Consider the following 23,339-nt stretch of genomic DNA (forward strand, 5'->3'; position numbering starts at 1 on the left):
TACAGTGGGAAGTGCCAATTTTAGAAGTTACAGATAGTATTTGCAATAAAAAATTCTCCTGATTTACTTTTTGTGTTTTATCCAAAATCGTATGTAAGAGTTTTAATAGCATGCTCCAATTATACTGGAAAAATAACAGTAAAAAATTATTGTTAGCTAGTATTTTTTATTTCTATAAAGTTAGAATTGTAATTGAGTGCAGTACATCTAAGCAATATGCATTTTTTGAATAGCCGTTGGTTTCAACCAACGGATTTAAAAGGTGTTGATGTAAGGCTTTAGCCCAATATGATTAAGCTAAGAATTGTCAAAAAAAAGTCTCACGCAGATTTAGCGGATTTAGCAGATAAAAAAAAATCCCCGAAATCTGCAAAATCTGCGTGAAAAAACATTTTAATTTGAATGACATTAGGCTTTAGCAAAAAAATTAAAGAGTAAAATTTTGGCTAAAGCCTCCGAACTCGGACCTACAGTACCGTTGGTTGAAACCAACGGCAATTCAAATCCGGATTGATTATTTTGCAGTGGGAAGTGCTAATTTTAGAAGTTATAGATAGTATATGTAATTAAAAATTCTCCTGATTTGCTATATGCGCTTTTTTAGTTGGTTTTCTAAATGCACTGCGGGTTTGTAATTATCCGATACCTGCGAATGATAAATATCATAGTTAAAGTCTTTTGTGATTTATAAACTTTGCATAAGTTAAAATAACAAATTATGAGCGAGCAAGGATGTTTTCATTGCGGATTAACCATTTCTAAAGACGAAGAGATCAATTTTGATGAAAAAAAGTTTTGTTGCAAAGGCTGCAAAACAGTTTACGAAATTTTCAGCGTTCATAATCTAACCTCTTATTATGATTTTGAAAAAGCACCAGGAGCTACACCGCAAGATATTCACGGCAAATATGATTTCCTGGAAAATGAAGCCATACTGTCTAAACTATTAGAATTTCAGGAAGGGAATACCGCTATTGTATCCTTAAGTATTCCGCATATACATTGTAGTTCGTGTATTTGGATTCTGGAAAACCTCAATAGGATGCAACCCGGAATCAGTAACTCGCAAGTTAATTTTCCGGACAAGAAAGTTCGAATTACCTTTAATTCTGAACTCGTTTCTCTTAAAACTATCGTTTACCTGTTAAGTTCAATAGGATATGAACCTTATATAAGTTTAGAAAATTATGAAACCGGAAAAAATAATGTAGATCGTAGTCTTACTTATAAATTAGGGGTCGCTTTCTTTTGTTTTGGAAACATTATGTTACTGTCATTTCCGGAATATTTCGAAATAAAGGAATTTTGGTTAGACAATTACAAACCATTTTTCAGGGTTTTGATTTTGATTTTATCATTGCCCAGTTTTTTATATTCAGCAAGTGGTTATTACGTTTCGGCTTATAAAAGTATAAGGGCCGGAATGTTAAATATTGATATTCCAATAGCCCTGGGTATTATTGTAATGTTCATCCGAAGTACTTTTGATATTGTAATGGATTATGGTTCAGGTTTCTTTGATAGTTTAACGGGGCTCGTTTTCTTTATGCTCCTGGGGAAAATGTTTCAGATTAAAACCTACAGTTTTTTAAGTTTTGAAAGAGATTTTAAATCCTATTTTCCGATCGCCGTCACCCGAATTGATGCTGACGGATCTGAAGAAAGTGTTCCGGTTTATGATATAGTAGAAGGCAATAGATTAATAATCAGAAATCAGGAATTGATCCCCGTTGATGGTATTTTGATTAGTGAAAAAGCAGAGATCGATTATAGTTTTGTTACCGGTGAAGCCATTCCGATTACCAAAAAATCAGGGGATAAAGTTTTTGCCGGAGGAAAACAAATTGGGAAGGTCATCGAAATGGAAGTTTTGCATTCGGTTTCACAAAGTTACCTGACACAATTATGGAGCAATGAGATTTTTCAGAAAAAGGTACTTCAGCAACATAAAACCATTACGGATACGATTAGTCGTTATTTTACGCCTCTGTTGTTATTAATTGCGTTTGCAGGTTTTGGATATTGGATTGCTATTGATGCAAACATTGCTTTTAATGTCTTTACGGCGGTGCTTATCGTAGCATGTCCTTGCGCCCTCGCACTGACAGCGCCTTTTACTTTTGGGAACATCCTCAGGATTTTAGGAAAACAAAAATTCTATCTTAAAAATGCGCTGGTAATTGAGCAGCTGGCAAAAGTAGATACTATAGTTTTTGATAAAACGGGGACGATCACCACCAGTAAAAAGGCAAATATCAAGTATGACGGGAAGCCAATTTCAGAAGAAAATAATGCACTTATAAAAAATGTACTTCGTGCATCAAATCACCCGTTATGCCGAATGTTGTATGACTTTTTACCTGAAAATAAAAAAACTAAAATCGATGATTTCTGCGAAATAACCGGAAAAGGAATTCAGGCCTCAGTTGCTAATAAAACAGTAAGGATAGGTTCAGCAGTATTTCTGGATGCTCCTGTTTCCGAAGAGACGCAGGCTGGGAAAACTTCGCTTCATATCGAAATTGACGGTATTTATTATGGCAGATTTACATTTCAAAATCAATATCGGGAGGGTTTAGAAAAATTGTTTTTAGCATTAAGCAAAAAGTATCAGATAAAAGTACTTTCGGGTGACAATGATGGTGAAAGAGCCAATTTAGAAGTAATCCTGCCGGAAAATACAGAATTGGTTTTTAATCAAAAACCCGAGCAGAAATTAGAATTCATTAAACAACTGCAGGAAAAAGGACAAAACGTGATGATGGTCGGAGATGGTTTGAATGATGCAGGTGCTTTGGTGCAAAGTAATATCGGAGTTTCAATCTCAGAGAATGTGAATGTTTTTTCCCCCGCCTGCGATGCCATTTTAGATGCATCGGAGTTTGCCCGCTTAGGTTATTTTTTAAAACTTTCGAAAAAATCAATTCTTATTATCAAGATGAGTTTTGCTTTATCCTTACTGTATAATATTGTTGGTTTATCTTTTGCTGTTACAGGCAATCTCCTTCCTTTAGTGGCGGCTATAATTATGCCTTTAAGTACGATTACTATAGTTGGATTTGTAACTTTTACTACTAACTATTTTAGTGCTAGGAATCTACGGTAAACTAAAAATATACGGAAGGTATTTTTATAAAGTCAACATTCCTCCCTTACCATGATAAATATCATTTTTTATACGCTCGTTACACAATAATTTTGGTAACATAAAATTTAGAGTATGAGTGTCATTTATCTGCTAATTACAGTAAGTATTTTCGTAGCAATTGGATTCTTTATTGCTTTTATCGTTGCTGTCAAATCCGGACAATACGACGATGATTATACCCCCTCGGTCAGAATGCTTTTTGACGATGAGACCAATATTACCCCCAAAAAGAATAAATCAAATACAGAAGAAAAACAAGTATAATTATGGAAATGGAACAGTTTTATTACGACAACAAAATTGTAAAGAAGTTCATTTACGCTACGATCCTTTTTGGAGTCGTAGGGATGTTAGTAGGACTGACCTTAGCGGTTATGTACCTCTTTCCCAATATAACCGACGGGATTCCGTGGCTGAGTTACGGGAGATTAAGACCTTTGCACACCAATGCGGTTATTTTTGCCTTTGTAGGTAACGCCTTTTTTGCTGGGATGTATTATTCGCTGCAACGATTGTTGAAAGCCAGAATGTTTAGCGACTTTTTAAGTAATCTTCATTTCTGGGGATGGCAGCTTATTATCGTTGCCGCTGCAATTACGCTGCCGTTAGGCTATACTTCTTCAAAAGAATATGCAGAGCTCGAATGGCCAATTGATATTGCTATTGCGCTTATTTGGGTCGTAATGGGGATTAATATGATTGGTACGATGTTGCGTCGTAGAGAACGCCATTTGTATGTAGCCATTTGGTTTTATCTGGCCACATTTGTTACCGTTGCCGTATTGCATATTTTCAACAATATCGAAATTCCGGTTTCAGCTTTAAAAAGTTATTCTGTTTACGCGGGTGTTCAGGACGCTTTAGTGCAGTGGTGGTACGGGCATAATGCCGTGGCCTTTTTCCTTACAACGCCATTTTTAGGATTAATGTACTATTTCGTTCCAAAAGTAGCCAACAGACCCGTTTACTCGTATCGTTTATCAATTATACATTTCTGGTCTTTAATATTTATCTATATCTGGGCAGGACCACACCACTTGCTATACTCTGCTTTACCAAACTGGGCACAAAATTTAGGAGTTGCATTCTCTGTAATGCTTATTGCCCCATCATGGGGAGGTATGATCAACGGACTTTTAACATTAAGAGGAGCATGGGATAAAGTTCGTGAAGAACCGGTTTTAAAATTCTTTGTAGTCGCCATTACAGGATACGGTATGGCAACCTTTGAAGGGCCAATGTTATCGTTTAAAAACGTAAATGCTATTGCACACTATACGGACTGGATTATTGCCCACGTACACGTTGGAGCTTTAGCATGGAATGGGTTTATGTCATTTGGTATCATTTATTGGTTAATTCCAAGAATGACAAAAAGCACTTTGTTTTCAAATAAATTAGCAAACTTCCATTTCTGGATTGGTACTTTAGGGATTATCCTGTACACCGTTCCGATGTATGTAGCCGGTTTTCTTCAAGCCTCTATGTGGAAACAATTTAATCCGGACGGGACTTTAACTTACGGAAATTTCCTGGAAACCGTTACGCAAATTATGCCAATGTACTGGATGAGAGCCATTGGAGGTACCTTGTATTTGATCGGTATGCTGACTTTGGTTTATAATATCATCATGACAGTAAGAGCCGGTCAACCAGTGGAAGACGAATTAGCTCAGGCTCCTGCTTTACAGGTAATAAACAGCAATAGACTTAGTGGAGAAAAATTCCACTCTTGGCTAGAAAGAAAACCAATCCAGCTAACCATTTTAGCTACGATCGCTATTTTAATCGGAGGAGTTATTCAGATTGTGCCAACGATTATGGTAAAATCAAACATACCTACGATAAGTAGTGTGAAACCATATAGTCCGTTGGAACTGGAAGGACGTGATTTATACATTCGTGAAGGTTGTGTTGGTTGTCATTCTCAATCCGTTCGTCCGTTTAGAAGTGAAGTCGAACGTTACGGACCACAAGCCAAAGCCGGAGAATTTGTCTACGACCATCCATTTCTTTGGGGGTCAAAACGTACAGGACCTGATTTGTTGAGAGTGGGAGGAAAATATAACGACAACTGGCATTTCAATCACTTTTGGAATCCTCAAAGTACTTCGGCAGGATCAATTATGCCGGGTTACAAATGGTTGTTTGATAACAAACCAATGGATACTTCTTTAATAGAAAAGAAAATGAAAGCCATGGTTTCGCTGGGTGTTCCTTATACCGATGCCGATGTAGCCAATGCGCAAAAGACTTTGAGAACGCAAGCAATAGCGATCGAGAACAATCTAAAAAGCGATCCTGATTTTGTAAAAAGTTACGAAGACAGTAAGAAGAAAGCAGCTGCAAAAGGCGAAAAATTCGTTCCTATGAACGAAAGAGAAATTGTAGCGCTGATTGCTTACATCCAAAGATTGGGTACAGATATTAAAGTAAAAGAAACTGCCAAAAACTAAGCGTTATGTTCGAACAAATTAAACACAACATGGAAAATATCTCGGGTATCGAAATTTACCCGATACTTTCCCTCCTGATATTTTTTTTCTTCTTTGTGGGTTTGGCCCTTTGGGTTTTCTCCTATAAAAAAGAAAAAATTAGAGAAATGAGTGCAATCCCTTTAGATGAAGGACTTTGTATAATATCAAAAGACAAATAAAATGAAAAAGTTTTTCCCCGTATATCTAAGAGTCCCTGTGATTTTCTTTATCGTTTTCGGTTTGATGGAGTATTTTATTGATTCAGGAGATAGGCCCGCTTTTGTAAAATATCCGATGGTTACTGTCTTTCTACTGGTCTTTTTATTCATTTTAATTGCAATAGAAATTACGCTAAGTGCTGTAAATCGAGTTCTGTTTCAATTATTGTCTCCCGAAGAAAAAGCAAAGATAGAATATGAAAAGAGTCTGCCGCTGACAGAAAGCAATTGGTACAAAAACTTAATGCAAAAATTGACCGAGACTCAACCCATAGAAAAAGAGGGTGACTTATTGATGGATCATGATTATGACGGAATCAAAGAGCTCGATAATAATTTGCCACCCTGGTGGGTCTATTTGTTCTATATCTGTGTCATTTTCGGAGTAATATATGTCGCCCGATATGAATTGTTTGGTGGTGACGATCAGGAAACGGAGTTAAAAATGGAGATGGCTCAGGCTAAAATTGATGTAGAAGAATACCTAAAGACTGCCCCCGATTTAATGGATGAAAAAACAGTTGTCCTGCTTACAGATGCACCAAGTCTGGATGCCGGAAAAGAAATTTTCACCACCAACTGTGCCGCTTGCCACCGTGCAGATGGAGGTGGCCAAATTGGACCAAACCTGACAGATAATCAGTGGATATTGGGCGGTGGAATTAAAAATTTATTTCACACCATAACCAACGGCGGACGTGACGGAAAAGGAATGATTTCCTGGAAAGGAACTTTAAAACCTAAAGAAATTCAAAAAGTAGCCAGTTATATTTTGTCTTTACAAGGTAGCAATCCAAAAGACCCGAAAGAATCTGAGGGCGAAATTTGGGTAGATGAAGCGGTTCCCAAAAAAGAAGCAGCGGTTGCTAAAGCCGCAGACAGTACGCAAGTTAAATAATAAAAGAAATACCATGTCAAATTTACCGGACGAAACATTTAGAGATACCATTGGAACTATTGATGAAGGTGGTAAAAGGAAGTTTATTTTTCCTAAGAAACCGTCGGGTAAATTTTATGAGTATAGAAAATGGGTTAGCTATGTGTTATTAGCCATTTTAATAGCTAACCCATTTATAAAAATAAACGGAAATCAGTTTATGATGTTCAATGTTTTGGAACGTCGGTTTACTATTTTCGGATTTCCATTTTGGCCACAGGATTTTTATCTTTTTGTAATCTCCATGCTGGTCGGTATCATTTTTATTATTCTGTTTACCGTGGTCTTCGGAAGGATTTTTTGCGGTTGGATTTGTCCGCAGACCATATTTCTCGAGATGGTTTTCCGTCGGATCGAATATTGGATTGATGGAGATCGTGGCGCTCAGTTGCGATTGTCAAAACAAGAATGGAATGCCGAAAAAATTCGCAAAAGAGTTTTAAAATGGATCGTCTTTTTTCTAATCTCTTTTGGAATTGCAAATGTCTTTCTGGCGTATTTAGTAGGGAGTGATACCTTGTTTTTAATGATCGAACAAGGACCTCTTGAACAGGCCAGTAACTTTATTGCGTTGCTGATTTTTACAGCGGTGTTTTATTTTGTTTTTGTCTGGTTTCGTGAGCAGGTTTGTATCATTGCGTGCCCTTATGGTCGTTTGCAAGGAGTACTTTTAGACAATAAATCAATAAATGTGGCCTATGATTTTGTTCGTGGCGAAAAAGAAACCGGCAGAGCAAAATTCAATAAAAAAGAAGACAGAGCGACCACAGGAAAAGGAGATTGTATTGATTGCCATCAATGTGTTCATGTTTGCCCAATGGGAATTGATATTAGAAACGGCACTCAGTTAGAATGTACCAATTGTACCGCCTGTATTGACGAATGCGACACTATAATGGAAACGGTTGGTTTGCCGAAAGGACTTATCAGATACGCTTCTGAGGATGAAATTGAGAAAAAAGCACCTTTTAAATTCACCGCCAGAATGAAAGGCTACACTGCCGTTTTATTGATACTGCTGAGTGTTTTTGTTGGAATGTTATTTTTAAGAACAGATGTTCAGGCGATTGTTTTGAGGCTTCCTGGACAGCTTTTTCAGCACAAAGGCGATAAAATAAGTAATGTGTATACTTATAAGATTGTAAACAAAACGATGAAAGAGTATCCAGATATCCATTTTGAGCTCATAGACCAAAAAGGAGTAATTAAAAACGTCGGAAAGCAACATTTTAAAGTATTGAAAGAAGGAATTTCGCAAGGAACTCTTTTTATTGAAATTGACAAAGCACTTTTAGAAAGCGACAAAACTAAAGTCAAAATTGGAATTTATAACGGAAATCAGTTACTGGAAACGGCAACGACAAATTTTTTGGGACCACGAAGTTTTAATTAATTCAAGTTTGGGGGGCTTATCCCTAAAATGAAACAAGTTATACCTCGTTTTCTGAATTGTAATACTGTAAAAATTAAAGATTAAAAATTAAAAGATTTATAAAAGGATCATTATGAATTGCCTACAGCTTTAGCTGTAGGAGTGCTGTTAAGATTAAACATTAAATGGCTTTAGCCAAAATATACCATAATTCTTTAGGCTAAAACACAATGCCATGAAGTAAAGAATCATCAAAAAAAATCTCACGCAGATTTAAGCAGATTGAAACAAAAAAAAATCCGCAGAATCTGCAAAATCTGCGTGAAAAAAATCTCTTAACTCAATGACATTGTACTTTAGTCCAACGTCATTGAGTTAAGAATCATCAAAAAAAGTCTCACGCAGATTTAAGCAGATTGAAACAAAAAAAATCCGCAGAATCTGCAAAATCTGCGTGAAAAAAAATAATTAAAATAATACTACCATGAAAATCAATTGGGGAACAGGAATAGTAATCGCGTTTGGATTATTTATGACCTTTATTTTATATTTTGTTTTTGAAGTACAATCGAATAGTAAATACGATAACGACCTGGTTGTAGAGGAATATTACAAACACGATTCGCATTTTCAGGACGAGATGGCAAGAATTCAGAACGCCCATGATCTAAAGAATAAACCTTCTATGATTTATACTGCTGAGGGTTTAAAAATAGCTTTTCCGAATAGTTTTGAAAATGAGAAAATAAAAGGAAACGTACTATTGTATCGACCATCAAACAAGAAATTTGATTTTGATACGGAAATCGCCTTGACCAATAATGCGTTGTTAATTCCACAGAAAAAATTAATCAAAGGACGCTGGGATGTCCATATGGAATGGCAGTATAATGGAATAAAATACTTGTTAAAAGAAGTGATTTATGTAAACTAAAATCAGGCAACATGTTATATTCAGCTTTTATATTCGGACTTATCAGTAGTTTTCACTGCATAGGAATGTGCGGCCCGATTGCGATGATGTTGCCTGTAGATCGTACCAATGAAGCCAAAAAGAGTGCCCAAATTATAACCTATCATTTAGGACGATTAACAGCTTATGCCACTATAGGATTACTATTTGGACTACTGGGACGAGTTTTCTTTTTAGCAGGATTACAGCAAAAAATGTCCATTTTTATAGGTGTCGCCATGATACTTGTGGTTTTGATTCCGGAGAAAACAATTTCTAAATATAATTTTTCGAAACCCGTCTACAAAATCATTTCAAAAATAAAATCAAGTTTAGGAAGTCATTTTAAAAGCAAGAGTTACAAATCCCTTTTTCTAATCGGTTTATTAAACGGATTCCTGCCTTGCGGAATGGTTTATGTGGCTTTATTTGGAGCAATGGCCATGCAAAGTGCCGGATTAGGAGTTTTGTATATGCTTTTGTTTGGACTGGGTACAGTGCCGTTAATGACCCTTGTAGTGTACATCAATTCGATAATTACGGTATCTTTTAGAAACAGAATTCAGAAAGTCATTCCGTATGTAGCGGTGCTTATTGGAGTTTTGTTTATCTTAAGGGGTTTGGGGCTCGGAATTCCGTACCTGTCACCATCAAATATGAGTTTATTTGTACAGCAAACGCCCAATTGTCATTAAACTTAAATGGTCATCGAAAACAAGTTTGTTTCCGGTGACTTTCTTTTTAAATGCAAATCAAAAGCCATACAAATATTGCGAACAAATGGTTTTCCGGCTTCCGTAATTTTTATTTTATGTTCTTCGATTACAATTAAATGATCTCTTTCCATCTCTTTCAAATCAAATAAAACATCGGGAAGTTCTTTAAAATAGCCTGTTTTATTATTCCAGGAAGTTTCAAATTCACAGGTAAGATTTAAAATATGTTTTCTTATTGTCAGATCTTCATCAGTAAGAACATGCCCCTTAACAACTGGCAATTTATCCCATTCCAACAATTGGTAATAATCTTCCAGATTCTTGGTGTTTTGAGCAAAACTGTACCAACTGTCGCTAATAGAAGAAACGCCCAGCCCAATCATGAGCTGAGTTTTAGAAGCGCTATATCCCATAAAGTTTCGGTGTAATTGGTTGCTTTGCGAAGCCTTATACAAACGATCTGTTTTTAAAGCAAAATGATCCATACCAATTTCGTGATAGCCATTTTCAGAAAGTAATTGTTTTCCAATCTCATACAGTTGTCGTTTTTCGGCATCTTTTGGGAGGTTTTCATCATTAAAACCACGTTGGCCATTCCCTTTTATCCACGGCACGTGAGCATAGCTGTAAAAAGCCAATCGGTCCGGTTTTAAAGAATTTGTTTTTTCGACCGTATCAATTATGTTTTCCAAATTCTGAAAAGGCAATCCAAAGATCAAATCGTGGCTAATAGAAGTATATCCGATTTCTTTTGCCCAAAACGATACTTTGGCTACGTTATGAAAAGGTTGAATGCGGTGAATTGCTTTCTGCACTTTTTCTGCATAATCCTGAACACCAAAACTAACCCTGCGAAAGCCTAATTCATATAATTTTTTAAGTTGTTCGTAAGTGGTATTGTTGGGATGGCCTTCAAAGCTAAATTCGTAATGATCTGCTTTATTGGCAAAAGAGAAAATTCCGTTGATGAGGTGTTCTAAATTGTTTACAGAAAAAAAAGTGGGCGTGCCTCCTCCCAAGTGTATTTCTTTTATAAGTGGTTTTTCTGTGAAAAGTTTGCAATACAAACTCCACTCTTTTAAAAGTGCTTTTATATACGTTTCTTCAACCGTATGATTTTTTGTGATTCGTTTGTTGCAACCGCAAAAAGTACACATGCTTTCACAAAAAGGGAGATGGATATACAAACTAATTCCGTTTTGGGTATTACTTTCTGAAAAAGCTTTTTGAAACGACTCTATCCATTTTTGTTCTGTAAAATCAGACTCATTCCAATACGGAACAGTAGGGTAACTGGTATATCTTGGACCGGGAACATTGTATTTCTGTGTGAGGGAAATTTTCATAAAAAATGGATTTTCGATTTATCAAAATTAAGGAGCGGGGCCAAGATATAAAATGATAAATGTCATACGACCGGCACAAAAAAAAGAGGCTCAATTGAGCCTCTTCGGTGAATTAAATAACTAACATTAAATAGAATCCTGAATGATTTTAAGCCATTTTTTTGCAAACTGCTGATCTTGATAAGCACTTATTTGTTTGATGCGATCGTCATCGAAATCATAGAATGGAATTGTAATTTTTTTGGAGGTTTCTTTTTCCTGAAACTCAAAATCGATTTTCAAGATGGTATCTGAACCGGATTCAGTAGTCGGAACCAATTTACAGGAAGAAATGTTTTTTAAATCCACGTAGGTAGATTCCTGTTGATTTGGATTGAAATTCATCAAAATAAATTTCCCGTTTTTCTGATCAATAGTAAGCGTTTTATTGTTTTGAGATTCCGTTAAATCGAAGTCCTGTGGGTGATTTGGGTTGAATCTTTTTTTTATGTCTAAAATTTTTGCTTTGTTTACGGCATTTGTTCTTGCAGAAAAATATATAGGGATGGCTACTATGATCGCAATCACAATACCAATAATAGTTACACTTGTATCCATTTTGTTTTTGAAGTTTAATTGAATGAAATAGTTAAACCGCTTTCATAAGGAAAACCGTTTAATGATTGGAGAAGAACGAACTTCTTCCGTTTGAAATTTCAAAAATTAATTACCAAAAATGATGGAAAGGATAGAGTAGAAGTAGTATTCTTTTACTCTGATTTAAATGTTGATTAGCAAAATTGGATGCTGATTTTACGGCCTGATGTCTTGGAATGGGCATCAATATAGCGTCAAACCATTTAACTATGTTTGGATAGTTGGTTTTGATATTTGCAACAAATTGATAGCTTGCCTGAGGTTGTATGAAAGCTAAAGAATCAGGTGATTCCATTGAGAACGTAGGATCTCTTTTCTCCGTTTGAGTTTTTTCAACAGTAATTTCATTCCCCTGACAAGCAAAGAAACTTATAATTAAAAGTGAAAAAAAGATAATGGTTCTGCGAATCCCGTTCATAGCGGCGAATTTAATTCATAAAAGACAATTAAAGAAATTTTAAAGAATTAATTAACGCTAAAAAAAGGTGTTATTATTTTATCCTCAACAGTTTTGTGATACAATTGAGGATAAAACAATATTATTTTTGCATTTTGAAATAATAATCAGCCGAGTGTTTTCCGCCTCCGTAGAACAAAAAGAAAATGCAAACTAATAAAACGACTATGGCTACAGTCAGATTTTCAGAGTGCCTATTTTATTGTCAATACCGAGTATTGATATTAAAATTTTCCTTTCCATTGCAACTAATTAATCCGGATTTGAATAGCCGTTGGTTTTAACCAACGGTCGTATATGTTTACGTCAAAAGGCTTTAGCCAAAAACCTTAAGTGTAAAGTTTTGGCTAAAGCCTGCATTATTGTCCTTTTTAAATCCGTTGGTTAAAACCAACGGCTATTCAAAAATACCTTTTTAATGATTTTTTTGAATATTCTCTAAATGAACTATAGGTTATTTTTGCATTTTGAAATAATAATCAGCCGAGTGTTTTCCGCCTCCGTAGAACAAAAAGAAAATACAAACTAATAAAACGACTATGGCTACAGTCAGATTTTCAGAGTGCCTATTTTATTGTCAATACCGAGTATTGATGCTAAAATTTTCCTTTCCATTGCAACTAATTAATCCGGATTTGAATAGCCGTTGGTTTTAACCAACGGTCGTGTGTGTTTGTGTCAAAGGGCTTTAGCCAAAACTTTAAGCGTAAAGTTTTGGCTAAAGCCTGGATCATTTTCCTTTTTAAATCCGTTGGTTAAAACCAACGGCTATTTAAAAATACCTTTTTAATGATTTTTTTGAATATTCTCTAAATGAACTATAGGTTATTTTTGCATTTTGAAATAATAATCAGCTGAGTGTTTTCTGCCTCCGTAGAACAAAAAGAAAATACAAACTAATAAAACGACTATGGCTACAGTCAGATTTTCAGAGTGCCTATTTTATTGTCAATACCGAGTATTGATATTAAAATTTTCCTTTCCATTGCAACTAATTAATCCGGATTTGAATAGCCGTTGGTTTTAACCAACGGTCGTGTGTGTTTGTGTCAAGAGGCTTTAGCCAAAAACCTTAAGCGTAAAGTTTTGGCTAAAGCCTGCATCATTGTCCTTTTTTAATCCGTTGGTTAAAACCAACGGCTATTCAAAAATACCTTTTTAATGATTTTTTTTGAATATTCTCTAAATGAACTATAGGTTATTTTTGCATTTTGAAATAATAATCAGCTGAGTGTTTTCCGCCTCCATAGAACAAAAAGAAAATGCAAACTAATAAAACGACTATGGCTACAGTCAGATTTTCAGAGTGCATATGTCCCATGGAATTTACGAGAACAGCTCCAAATAGTATGGGTAATTGCGCGGCAATTGCCCAACGGGTTAGTAATCCAAAGAAAATCATGATTCCCCCAATCATATGGGCTGGCGCAATATAATGTAAGAGAAACATTCCGCCTCCAAATTGGTCAATTGGTGAAATCAAATCATGCAAATATTGAACGTTGGTTACAAATGAAATTCCTTTCATAAATAAAAAAATGCCCAATACAATACGTATTAAATCTACTGGCAAATAAGTGTGCGAATTAGCCCATTTATTCAAGCTTTTTACATTTTCCATGATGTTACCTGATTAAAAATTACACACTAAGTTACTAATTTTTAATTAGATAAATATTTTTAAGGGACTTAAAATAAGTTTTTTACTTTTAATTTAACGTATTTTAAGAATCCCTTAAAAGTTATACCTGAATTACACCCAAATTAAATGGTTTTTGAATAGGAGCATGATTGGCAGCCTCAATTCCCATAGAAATCCATGTACGGGTATCTAAAGGGTCAATAATGGCATCTGTCCATAATCTCGAAGCAGCGTAATATGGAGACGTTTGCTCGTCGTAACGTGCCTTTATTTTAGTGAACAATTCTGTCTCTTTGGCTTCATCTACAATTTCCCCTTTAGCTTTAAGCGAAGAGGCTTCAATTTGAGCCAATACTTTTGCGGCCTGAGTTCCACCCATAACGGCAAGTTCTGCACTTGGCCAGGCAAAAATCAATCTTGGATCATAGGCTTTTCCACACATGGCATAATTTCCGGCTCCATAAGAGTTACCCACAATTACGGTAAATTTCGGAACTACTGAATTACTCACGGCATTTACCATTTTCGCGCCGTCTTTTATAATTCCGCCATGTTCTGATTTTGATCCAACCATAAAACCGGTCACATCTTGTAAAAAGACAAGGGGAATTTTTTTCTGGTTGCAATTGGCAATAAAACGGGTTGCTTTATCGGCACTATCAGAGTAGATAACCCCTCCAAATTGCATTTCTCCTTTTTTGGTTTTAACTACTTTTCTTTGATTGGCTACAATACCAACTGCCCAACCATCGATTCTGGCATAACCCGTGATCAAAGACTGTCCATAACCATCCTTATAAGCTTCAAATTCAGAATTGTCAACCAGACGATTGATGATTTCCATCATGTCATATTGTTCGTTTCTGGCTTTTGGCAGGATTCCGTAAATATCTTTTGGTTCTAAAGCAGGTTTTTCGGCTTTGATACGACTGTATCCGGCTTTATCAAAATCACCTATTTTATCTACGATGTTTTTTATTTTATCTAAGGCATCGGCATCATCTTTTGCTTTATAATCGGTTACACCCGAAATTTCGCAATGTGTTGTTGCGCCACCCAAAGTTTCATTATCGATCGTTTCACCAATGGCCGCTTTTACCAGGTAGCTTCCGGCAAGAAAAATACTTCCGGTTTTGTCTACAATTAAAGCTTCATCACTCATAATAGGCAGATAAGCACCACCGGCTACACAACTGCCCATTACGGCAGCTATTTGGGTAATTCCCATACTACTCATTTGAGCGTTATTTCTAAAAATACGTCCAAAATGTTCTTTATCAGGAAAAATTTCATCTTGTAATGGCAAATAAACACCGGCACTATCCACCAAATAGATAATAGGTAATCTGTTTTCCATTGCGATTTCCTGAGCGCGTAAGTTTTTCTTTCCTGTAATAGGAAACCAGGCGCCTGCTTTGACAGTAGCATCATTGGCTACCACAATGCATTGTTTTCCTCTTATGTATCCTATTTTGATAACCACACCACCGGAAGGACAACCTCCATGTTCGGCATACATTCCGTCTCCGACAAATCCTCCGATTTCGATACTTTTAGCATTTTCATCCAGTAAATAATCGATACGTTCGCGGGCTGTCATTTTGCCTTCTGCATGAAGTTTTGCAATTCGCTTTTCACCTCCCCCTAATTTGACTTTAGCAAATCTGTGTTTTAATTCAGAAAGTAGTAATTTATTGTGATCTTCGTTTTTATTGAAGTTTAAATCCATAAGAAATTGATTTTTTTACAAAATAGTCTGCGCTAATTTACAAAATCAATTGAAATAAACTATTATGGATTTAAAATTGAAATTTGATTTCTTTTTTGTAATTAAAGAGCAAAAAAAAACAGGAGCGAACTCCTGTTTAGTATATAGGTATAAATCGTACGATTATTTTTTAGATTCGCAAACCAATCTTTTTAGGATTGCCCATTGTTTTAGAGCATCACGAGCTTCTACAGCAGGATAGCCCAACATTGTTTTTCCGGCAGGGATATCTCCAACAACTCCGGAACCGGCACCTACAATGGCTCCGTCACCGATAGTGGTGTGGTCTTTAATAGAGGCGCTACCACCAATTATTACGCCGTTACCAAGGGTTACAGAACCTGCTAAACCACTGTTTCCGGCCATAATACAAAATTTACCTAATTTACTGTTATGTCCGATTTGAACTAAATTATCAATTTTACAACCGTCACCAAGAATGGTTGAACTGAATTTACCACGATCCACACAGGAATTGGCTCCAATTTCAACTCCGTTTCCGATAATTACATTTCCGATTTGTGGAATTTTGACTAATCCTTTCTCCTTACAAGGACGGAATCCGAAACCGTCAGCTCCAATTGTTGCATTTGGATGAATGATACAATCGCTACCAATATGGCAACGCTCGCGCACTACGGTTCCTGACCAGATAACGGTGTTTTTACCGATAGTACATTCGTCTAAAATAGTCACATTGGGATAGAGGGTCACATTAGCGGCAATTTCTACTTTTGGACCAATATAACAGCCAGCACCAATTTTACTTCCTTCACCAATAATAGCAGTTTCGTCAATAACCGCAGTTCTGTGGATTTGATTGTGAAATATTGGAGTAGGTGGGGCAAAAAGGGCAAGAATTTGAGACATCGCTAAATCGGCGTTTTTTACTTTTATAAAAGCACGATTATCTCCAGGTTCAATCGAAATATCTTCATTAACAACTGCTATTGAGGCTTTTGAAGCTTCCCATAATTTTTCATATTTTTTATTTCCTATGAAAGAAATTTCAGTAGTTGTTGCTTTTTCCAGTTGCTCTGTTGCAGTTACGCTTTGCGAAGTAGTGCCATAAATTTCACCTTTTATGACTTCGTTAATTTCTTGGATTGAATAGGATTTCATGAATGAATTAAATTGATTGTAGGGGTTATTTTTTGCCAAATAAAATCAATTTGATTCGAATTACCTAATGTTCTTTTTAAGTTTTTTAAATTACTCTCTAAATAATAGTTTAAATATTACAAATTTAATACTAGAACTACTAATTTTTTGATTGTTGTGCAATTTTTAGGTTTGCATAAATTTTGATTCCGCTGCAGATTTTGTAGTTTAAATATGTAAATCTCAGTAAAAAATAAAAAGAAGAATGAGGTTTTATTTTGTTGGTTATCATGTGTTTATTGTGAGCTGCTTTTGATGTTTTGTGCCGTACTATCTGCTTTGTTGTTTCTTTTTTATGAAAAAAGAGAGATCGGAAAAATTACAATTTTCGGTTTTTTGGACTCATTCCGAATTTTGATTTTGATTTTTGTTGTAATTCGTTCATAATGAGAGCAAAGCGTAAAACAGTGGCGAAAAAAAGTTTTTTTAGTGATGGCGAGATTGTATGAAAAAATAGTAGTATAAATAGTATGATTTATAAAAACGGAAGAAATGATTTAGCAGCGAATTGCTTTTAAAAGTGACTTACAATAATCGTTTACTTTATAAGACTAAAATAAAAAAGCGATTCACTTACTACTAAGGAATCGCTTTTCTGAATAATTGGTTTGTAAATAATTATCCTTTTTGAATTTTTTACTATTTGATTTGCTTCAAGCTTTGGCTCAATATCATTAAGTTAAGGATTGTCAAAAAAAAAGTCTCTCGTAGATTTTAGCAGATTAAAATAAAAAAAATCCGCAAAATCCGCAAAATCTGCGTGAAAAACATCGTAGCTATATTCCTCCAGCTAAAGTTCAACGCCATTAAATTAAGGATTGTCAAAAAAAAGTCTCACGCAGATTTTAGCGGATTGAAATAAAAAAAATCCGCAAAATCCGCAAAATCTGCGTGAAAAACATCTTAACTATATTCCTCAAACTAAAGCAGAAGATTATTCAATATAATGCTTTTACAAACCTTAAGTTGATTTAGCTTTCGGTATAAGAAAACTTATAACTTGAATTAATTACTCTTTTATTTTAGAAAGAGATATAGCATTGATGCAGTAACGCAATCCGCTTGGCTCCGGGCCATCGGGAAAAACGTGTCCTAAATGTCCGTCACAAGTATTACAAACTACCTCAACACGAATCATTCCGTACGATTTGTCGGCGTTATAAGCGATCGCATTTTCTTTAATCGGTTGCGTAAAGGAGGGCCAGCCTGTTCCTGATTCAAATTTTTCACTGGCATCAAAAAGTAGCGTACCACAACATTTACATTCATAAATTCCGGGATCAAATAAACTGCATAACTCAGAACTAAAAGATCTTTCTGTTCCTTTTAAACGAGTTACCTGATATTCTTCAGCAGTTAGAAGTTGTTTCCATTCTTCTTCTGTTTTTTCCACTCTCTTTTCAGGAGCCGGATTTCCTTTATTTGTAAAACGAATTACATCTGCCCATTTGATCATAAGTAGTTTTTTTAAATTCCAAATTCCAAATTCCAAGTTTCAAGTTTCAAGTTTCAAGTCTCAGTTTTCAGTTTTCTTGACGGTTTTGCTTTTGAATTTAATCAAAGAGTAAAACTGCGACTGCGACTGAAAACTGCGACTAAAAAAACTATTCCTCCTCCCGTTGTCCCATCATCATTAGAAAAGCTTTTAGGAAAGGATCAATATTTCCGTTCATTACGCCATCAACATCGCTGGTTTCGTAACCTGTACGAACATCTTTTACTAATTTATAAGGTTGCATAACGTAATTACGGATTTGCGAACCCCATTCGATTTTCATTTTTCCGGCTTCGATATCAGCACGTTGGGCTTGTTGTTTTTTAAGCTCAATTTCGTATAACTGAGAACGTAACATCTGCATGGCACGTTGCCTGTTGTCTTGCTGAGAACGGGTTTCAGAACATTGAATCTGAATTCCGGTTGGTTTGTGAACCAACTGTACTTTGGTTTCTACCTTATTTACGTTTTGTCCTCCGGCACCACTCGAACGGGAAGTTGTAATCTCGATATCGGCAGGGTTAATGTCGATTTCGATACTATCGTCAACAAGTGGGTAAACATAAACTGATGCAAATGAAGTATGACGTTTGGCATTACTGTCAAAAGGCGAAATTCGAACTAAACGATGTACACCGTTTTCTCCTTTTAAGTACCCAAAAGAATAATCTCCTTCAAACTCTAAAGTTACAGTCTTGATTCCTGCCACCTCGCCAGCCTGAAAGTTCAGTTCTTTTATTTTGAAACCGTAACTTTCTCCCCACATGATGTACATGCGCATCAGCATTCCGGCCCAGTCACAACTTTCAGTTCCACCGGCACCCGCCGTAATTTGAACCACAGCACTCAAACTGTCACCTTCGTCAGAAAGCATGTTTTTGAATTCTATGTTTTCAATATGCGATTGCGTAGTGTTGTAATGCTCGTCTAATTCCTCGGCTGAAAGTTCCCCTTCTTTATAGAAATCATAAGCAAGCTGTAATTCATCTGTAAGTTCAATAGCTTTGTCATAATCTTCAATCCATTTTTTCTTGTTTCGAAGGTTTTTTACAATGATTTCAGCTTCTTTAGGATTGTTCCAGAAGTCAGGTGCGAAGGTTTTTTCTTCTTCGTTGGCAATTTCGATTAGCTTGGCATCAACGTCAAAGATACCTCCTCAACGCACCAAGGCGCTCCACAATACCTTTAATTTGTTCGGTAGTTGTCATAAATTAATACAAGTTTTATATGTTTTTTATAAATATTACGTTAATTTGGTTCTGGGATATTCACTAGTTAAAGTTTATTAAAACTTATCTCGAATAACTGTCAGTAATACGTAATTTTGTTGTGCAAAAATAAGACATAGTTTTTAGAATATGGAAATAAATTTAATTAGCGATACCATTACCAAACCTTCTCTGGAAATGTTGCAGTATATGTTTAATGCCCAAGTCGGTGATGATGTATACAAACAAGACCCGACAGTCATTGAGCTTGAAACCAGAGTAGCGGAGTTTTTTGGGATGGAGGCCGGGCTTTTTTTTCCATCCGGAACTATGGCTAACCAAACCGCAATCAAATTACACACCCAACCGGGAGAACAATTAATTGCAGACAAATACGCCCATGTTTATCATTATGAAGGAGGAGGTGTTTCTTTTAATAGTGGTGTTTCCTGTTGTTTAATAGATGGACATCGCGGCATGATCAATGCTACTCAGGTAGCAGCAGCGATTAATGATCCTGAATTCTATCATAGCCCTTTAACAAGTTTGGTTTGTGTAGAAAATACAACCAATAAAGGGGGTGGTGCCTGTTACGAATTAGAAGATTTAAGAGAGATAAAAAAAGTCTGCGATGCCAATAATTTGAAATTTCATTTGGATGGCGCCAGAATTTGGAATGCGTTGGTAGCAAAAAGACAAAATCCAAAAGAATTTGGAGCAATTTTCGATACTATTTCGGTTTGTTTGTCTAAAGGATTGGGTGCGCCAATCGGTTCTGTTTTGTTAGGATCTAAAGCTGATATCCATAGAGCGTTGAGAATCAGGAAAATACTTGGTGGTGGAATGCGTCAGGTAGGGTATTTGGCAGCAGCCGGACTCTATGCTTTGGCTCATAATATTGAAAGATTGGCCGAAGATCACCGCAGAGCTAAAGAAATCGCAGCGGTTTTAAGTACAAAACCCTGGATAGCCGCAATAGAACCGGTAGAAACTAATATTTTGATTTTTTCATTGGCCGAAAACTACAGCGACCAGCTTTTAGTAGAAAAATTGAAACAGAAAAATATTTCAATAAGTTTAATGGGACACAATAAACTCCGAATCGTAACGCATCTGGATTATAGAGAAGTGATGCATACGTATGTTTTGGAGACACTTTCGAAGTTTTAGGAAAAAAGAGTTTAAATTTTGTTTCAGGTTTCAAGTTTCAGGTTTTTCGTAATACGTACAACTTGAAACCTGAAACCTGAAACCTGAAACATTCTTATTTAAACAAGTTGTCCATTCCCGGAATCATTGGCATATCCATTTTTGCAACGGCGTCCAATTCTCTTTCGTTTACACCTGTAGCTTTTTCAATCGCTTTATTGATCGTTACAATTAAGTAATCTTCTAATTGTTCTTTGTCTTCTAATAAAGAGTCGTCAATTGAAATGGAAGTTATCTTTCTATTTGCAGTTAAGGTCACTTTTAATAATCCATCAGCACTTTGTTCGTCAATTAAAACAGTATCCAGGCGCTTTTTTGTATCTTCAATTTTTTGTTGGGTTTCTTTAAGTTTGCCCATCATTCCCATTAAATCCATTTTTGTTGATTTTTAAATTATTCCGTACAAAATTAGTATATTGCTCTAGTATTTCAATACAATATTTTATGAAAAAATTAATTCTGTTTTATTGTGTTTGTGCTACTTTTGCTCCTTCTTATTTAAAAACTAATGCTCAATCTATGCCAAATGATATAACGGCTCCAAAGGCCAAAATAATTGAAAAGAAATTAAAAAAGCATAAAGAAACCCGAATCGACAACTATTTTTGGTTGAATAATCGTGAGAATCCTGAGGTTATTGATTATCTGAATCAGGAAAATGCTTACTACGAAAGTATGACAGCACATACAAAGGAAATTCAGAATGCCTTGTATGAAGAAATGAAAGGGAGGATTAAAGAAGATGATTCGTCGGTTCCTTATTTCTATAATGGATACTATTATATAACTCGTTTCGAAACCGGACAGAACTATCCTATTTTTTCAAGAAAAAAGGGAAGCCTTTCTGCTGCTGAAGAAATTTTATTCAATTGTAATGAATTGGCAGTAGGTCACGCTTACTTTAAGCTAGGAGGTTTAAGCATAAGTCCGGACAACAAATTTGCCAGTTTTGGAGTGGATATTGTGGGGAGAAGAATCTACACGATTCAGTTTAAAAACTTGGAAACAGGAGAAATTCTGGCGGATAAAATCGAAAATGCTACAGGCGGTTCTGTTTGGGCAAATGATAACCATACTATTTTTTATACCAAACAAGACGAAGTTACCTTAAGAGCCGATAAAGTATTCCGACATAAACTAAATACAAGTTCTGAAAAAGATGTACTGGTTTTTAATGAAACGGATGATACTTTTAATGTTTCCATCAGCAAAGAAAAATCAAGAAAATACATTGTAATAGGATCCGGAAGTACACTTACTACAGAACACAGAATCCTGAATTCAGACAATCCGGACGGAGAGTTTGAGGTTTTTCAGCACCGTGTACGTGGTTTAGAATATAGTATTTCGCATTACGAAGATTCGTTTTATATCTTAACCAATAAAGATAAAGCAACGAACTTTAAGTTGATGAAGACGCCTGAAAACAGAACAGAAAAGAGAAACTGGGTAGATCTTATCCCGCATCGTGAAGATGTTTTGTTGGAAGACATTGAGATTTTTAAAAATTATCTGGTTGTCGAAGAACGCTCCAATGGATTAAATCACATTCGAATCATGCCTTGGAAGGACGAATCGGATTATTATCTGCCTTTTGGAAGCGAAACGTACAGTGCTTATACGACAACAAATATTGATTTTGATACTGATATTTTGCGTTATAGCTATCAATCGCTTGCAACGCCATCTTCTGTGATTGATTTTAATATGAAAACTAAAACCAAAGAAATCTTAAAAGAACAAGCGGTTTTAGGAGGGAAGTTTGATAAAGAAAATTATATCGAAGAACGCATTTGGGCTACTGCCAGAGACGGTGTAAAAGTACCTATTTCTATCGTTTACAGAAAAGGACTCGAGAAAAATGGTAAAAATCCTTTATTGTTGTACGCATATGGTTCATACGGAATGACAATGGATGCTTATTTCTCCTCGACAAGACTTTCTTTGTTAGATCGTGGATTTGTATATGCAATAGCCCATATTAGAGGAGGAGAAGACTTAGGAAGACAATGGTATGAAGACGGAAAACTGTTAAAAAAGAAAAATACCTTTACAGATTTCATCGATTGCTCTAAATTTGTAATTAACGAAAAATTTACTTCTTCGAAACATTTGTATGCAGAAGGAGGATCAGCAGGAGGGTTATTGATGGGAGTTATCATAAATGAAGCCCCGGAACTGTATAACGGAGTTATTGCTCAGGTGCCTTTTGTTGATGTTGTTACAACAATGCTTGATGATAGTATTCCATTAACGACAGGAGAGTATGACGAATGGGGGAACCCAAACAATAAAAAGTATTACGATTATATGTTGTCTTATTCGCCTTATGATAATGTAAAAGCGCAACAATATCCAAATATGTACGTTTCTACAGGATTGCATGATTCACAAGTGCAATATTGGGAACCAGCCAAGTGGGTAGCCAAATTGAGAGAAATGAAAACAAATAATAATTTTTTGTTTTTAGATACCAATATGGATGCCGGACATGGCGGTGCTTCAGGAAGGTTTGAAGCACTAAAAGACTTAGCAAAGGAATTTAGTTTTTTATTAGATTTAGAAAAAATTAAAAGCTAATTAGATTTTTTTTGTTA

The 23,339-nt window shown here is 35.6% G+C and carries 19 protein-coding genes; 10 read left to right on the forward strand and 9 right to left on the reverse strand.

Going from position 1 to position 23,339, the window contains the following annotated elements; genetic code table 11:
• Nucleotides 1-718 precede the first annotated feature (718 nt).
• The 8 genes from ACHRV5_RS05050 (at nt 719) to ACHRV5_RS05085 (ending at nt 9,799) form a co-directional block, all read left to right on the forward strand.
• Nucleotides 719-3,106 (forward strand): heavy metal translocating P-type ATPase, encoded by a 2,388-nt coding sequence (locus ACHRV5_RS05050; protein ID WP_395425996.1) that lies wholly within the window; start codon nt 719-721, stop codon nt 3,104-3,106.
• Between the two features lie 114 nt (nt 3,107-3,220).
• Nucleotides 3,221-3,412 carry a cbb3-type cytochrome oxidase assembly protein CcoS gene (gene ccoS / locus ACHRV5_RS05055; protein ID WP_047776152.1) on the forward strand — a complete coding sequence of 64 codons (192 nt, stop codon included), beginning with the start codon at nt 3,221-3,223 and terminating at the stop codon, nt 3,410-3,412.
• Between the two features lie 2 nt (nt 3,413-3,414).
• Entirely contained in the window at nt 3,415-5,604 is a 2,190-nt protein-coding gene (gene ccoN / locus ACHRV5_RS05060; RefSeq protein ID WP_395425997.1) for a cytochrome-c oxidase, cbb3-type subunit I, read from the forward strand.
• Nucleotides 5,605-5,609: 5 nt separating this feature from the next.
• Entirely contained in the window at nt 5,610-5,804 is a 195-nt protein-coding gene (locus tag ACHRV5_RS05065) for a CcoQ/FixQ family Cbb3-type cytochrome c oxidase assembly chaperone (RefSeq protein WP_395425998.1), read from the forward strand.
• A gap of 1 nt (nt 5,805) precedes the next feature.
• A complete protein-coding gene (locus ACHRV5_RS05070) occupies nt 5,806-6,741 on the forward strand; it encodes a cbb3-type cytochrome c oxidase N-terminal domain-containing protein (RefSeq protein WP_395425999.1) in 936 nt (311 codons plus the stop codon).
• A 13-nt stretch (nt 6,742-6,754) separates the two neighbouring features.
• Complete coding sequence (ccoG, locus tag ACHRV5_RS05075) at nt 6,755-8,173, forward strand: cytochrome c oxidase accessory protein CcoG (protein WP_395426000.1); 1,419 nt, start codon at nt 6,755-6,757, stop codon at nt 8,171-8,173.
• 463 nt (nt 8,174-8,636) lie between these two features.
• Nucleotides 8,637-9,086 (forward strand): FixH family protein, encoded by a 450-nt coding sequence (locus ACHRV5_RS05080; RefSeq protein ID WP_395426001.1) that lies wholly within the window; start codon nt 8,637-8,639, stop codon nt 9,084-9,086.
• A gap of 11 nt (nt 9,087-9,097) precedes the next feature.
• Nucleotides 9,098-9,799 carry a sulfite exporter TauE/SafE family protein gene (locus ACHRV5_RS05085; protein ID WP_395426002.1) on the forward strand — a complete coding sequence of 234 codons (702 nt, stop codon included), beginning with the start codon at nt 9,098-9,100 and terminating at the stop codon, nt 9,797-9,799.
• 2 nt (nt 9,800-9,801) lie between these two features.
• Here the strand turns inward: ACHRV5_RS05085 and hemN are convergent, their stop codons facing one another.
• The 8 genes from hemN to prfB form a co-directional block, all read right to left on the reverse strand.
• The gene (hemN, locus tag ACHRV5_RS05090) at nt 9,802-11,166 is read right to left on the reverse strand and encodes an oxygen-independent coproporphyrinogen III oxidase (RefSeq protein ID WP_395426003.1); all 1,365 of its coding nucleotides are present in this window, start codon (nt 11,164-11,166) and stop codon (nt 9,802-9,804) included.
• 126 nt (nt 11,167-11,292) lie between these two features.
• Entirely contained in the window at nt 11,293-11,763 is a 471-nt protein-coding gene (locus ACHRV5_RS05095; RefSeq protein WP_047776139.1) for a hypothetical protein, read from the reverse strand.
• 109 nt (nt 11,764-11,872) lie between these two features.
• Nucleotides 11,873-12,220 carry a hypothetical protein gene (locus tag ACHRV5_RS05100; protein ID WP_395426004.1) on the reverse strand — a complete coding sequence of 116 codons (348 nt, stop codon included), beginning with the start codon at nt 12,218-12,220 and terminating at the stop codon, nt 11,873-11,875.
• Nucleotides 12,221-13,457: 1,237 nt separating this feature from the next.
• Nucleotides 13,458-13,880, reverse strand: coding sequence for a DoxX family protein (locus ACHRV5_RS05105; protein WP_047776135.1), 423 nt, complete (start codon nt 13,878-13,880; stop codon nt 13,458-13,460).
• Between the two features lie 121 nt (nt 13,881-14,001).
• Nucleotides 14,002-15,630, reverse strand: coding sequence for an acyl-CoA carboxylase subunit beta (locus tag ACHRV5_RS05110; protein WP_047776134.1), 1,629 nt, complete (start codon nt 15,628-15,630; stop codon nt 14,002-14,004).
• Between the two features lie 162 nt (nt 15,631-15,792).
• Complete coding sequence (lpxD, locus tag ACHRV5_RS05115) at nt 15,793-16,791, reverse strand: UDP-3-O-(3-hydroxymyristoyl)glucosamine N-acyltransferase (protein ID WP_395426005.1); 999 nt, start codon at nt 16,789-16,791, stop codon at nt 15,793-15,795.
• A gap of 1,048 nt (nt 16,792-17,839) precedes the next feature.
• Complete coding sequence (msrB, locus tag ACHRV5_RS05120) at nt 17,840-18,286, reverse strand: peptide-methionine (R)-S-oxide reductase MsrB (protein WP_047776131.1); 447 nt, start codon at nt 18,284-18,286, stop codon at nt 17,840-17,842.
• A gap of 148 nt (nt 18,287-18,434) precedes the next feature.
• Nucleotides 18,435-19,533 (reverse strand): peptide chain release factor 2 gene (gene prfB, locus ACHRV5_RS05125; protein ID WP_117610300.1). Its coding sequence is split into 2 segments (ribosomal slippage): nt 18,435-19,469 and nt 19,471-19,533, totalling 1,098 coding nucleotides; the frame shifts between segments, so codons are not numbered across the junction.
• A gap of 150 nt (nt 19,534-19,683) precedes the next feature.
• On the opposite strand from prfB, the gene ACHRV5_RS05130 reads away from it, so the two are divergent.
• Nucleotides 19,684-20,703: a low specificity L-threonine aldolase gene (locus tag ACHRV5_RS05130; RefSeq protein ID WP_047776127.1), complete on the forward strand. Its 1,020-nt coding sequence runs from the start codon at nt 19,684-19,686 to the stop codon at nt 20,701-20,703.
• A gap of 94 nt (nt 20,704-20,797) precedes the next feature.
• On the opposite strand, the gene ACHRV5_RS05135 is transcribed toward ACHRV5_RS05130, so the two are convergent.
• Nucleotides 20,798-21,118: a YbaB/EbfC family nucleoid-associated protein gene (locus ACHRV5_RS05135; RefSeq protein ID WP_047776126.1), complete on the reverse strand. Its 321-nt coding sequence runs from the start codon at nt 21,116-21,118 to the stop codon at nt 20,798-20,800.
• Between the two features lie 68 nt (nt 21,119-21,186).
• Here ACHRV5_RS05135 and ACHRV5_RS05140 point away from each other — a divergent pair, with 68 nt between their 5' ends.
• Nucleotides 21,187-23,322: a S9 family peptidase gene (locus ACHRV5_RS05140; RefSeq protein ID WP_395426006.1), complete on the forward strand. Its 2,136-nt coding sequence runs from the start codon at nt 21,187-21,189 to the stop codon at nt 23,320-23,322.
• Nucleotides 23,323-23,339 lie beyond the last annotated feature (17 nt).

The sequence above is a fragment of the Flavobacterium sp. FlaQc-52 genome (assembly GCF_044007495.1).
Classification (GTDB): domain Bacteria; phylum Bacteroidota; class Bacteroidia; order Flavobacteriales; family Flavobacteriaceae; genus Flavobacterium; species Flavobacterium cupriresistens.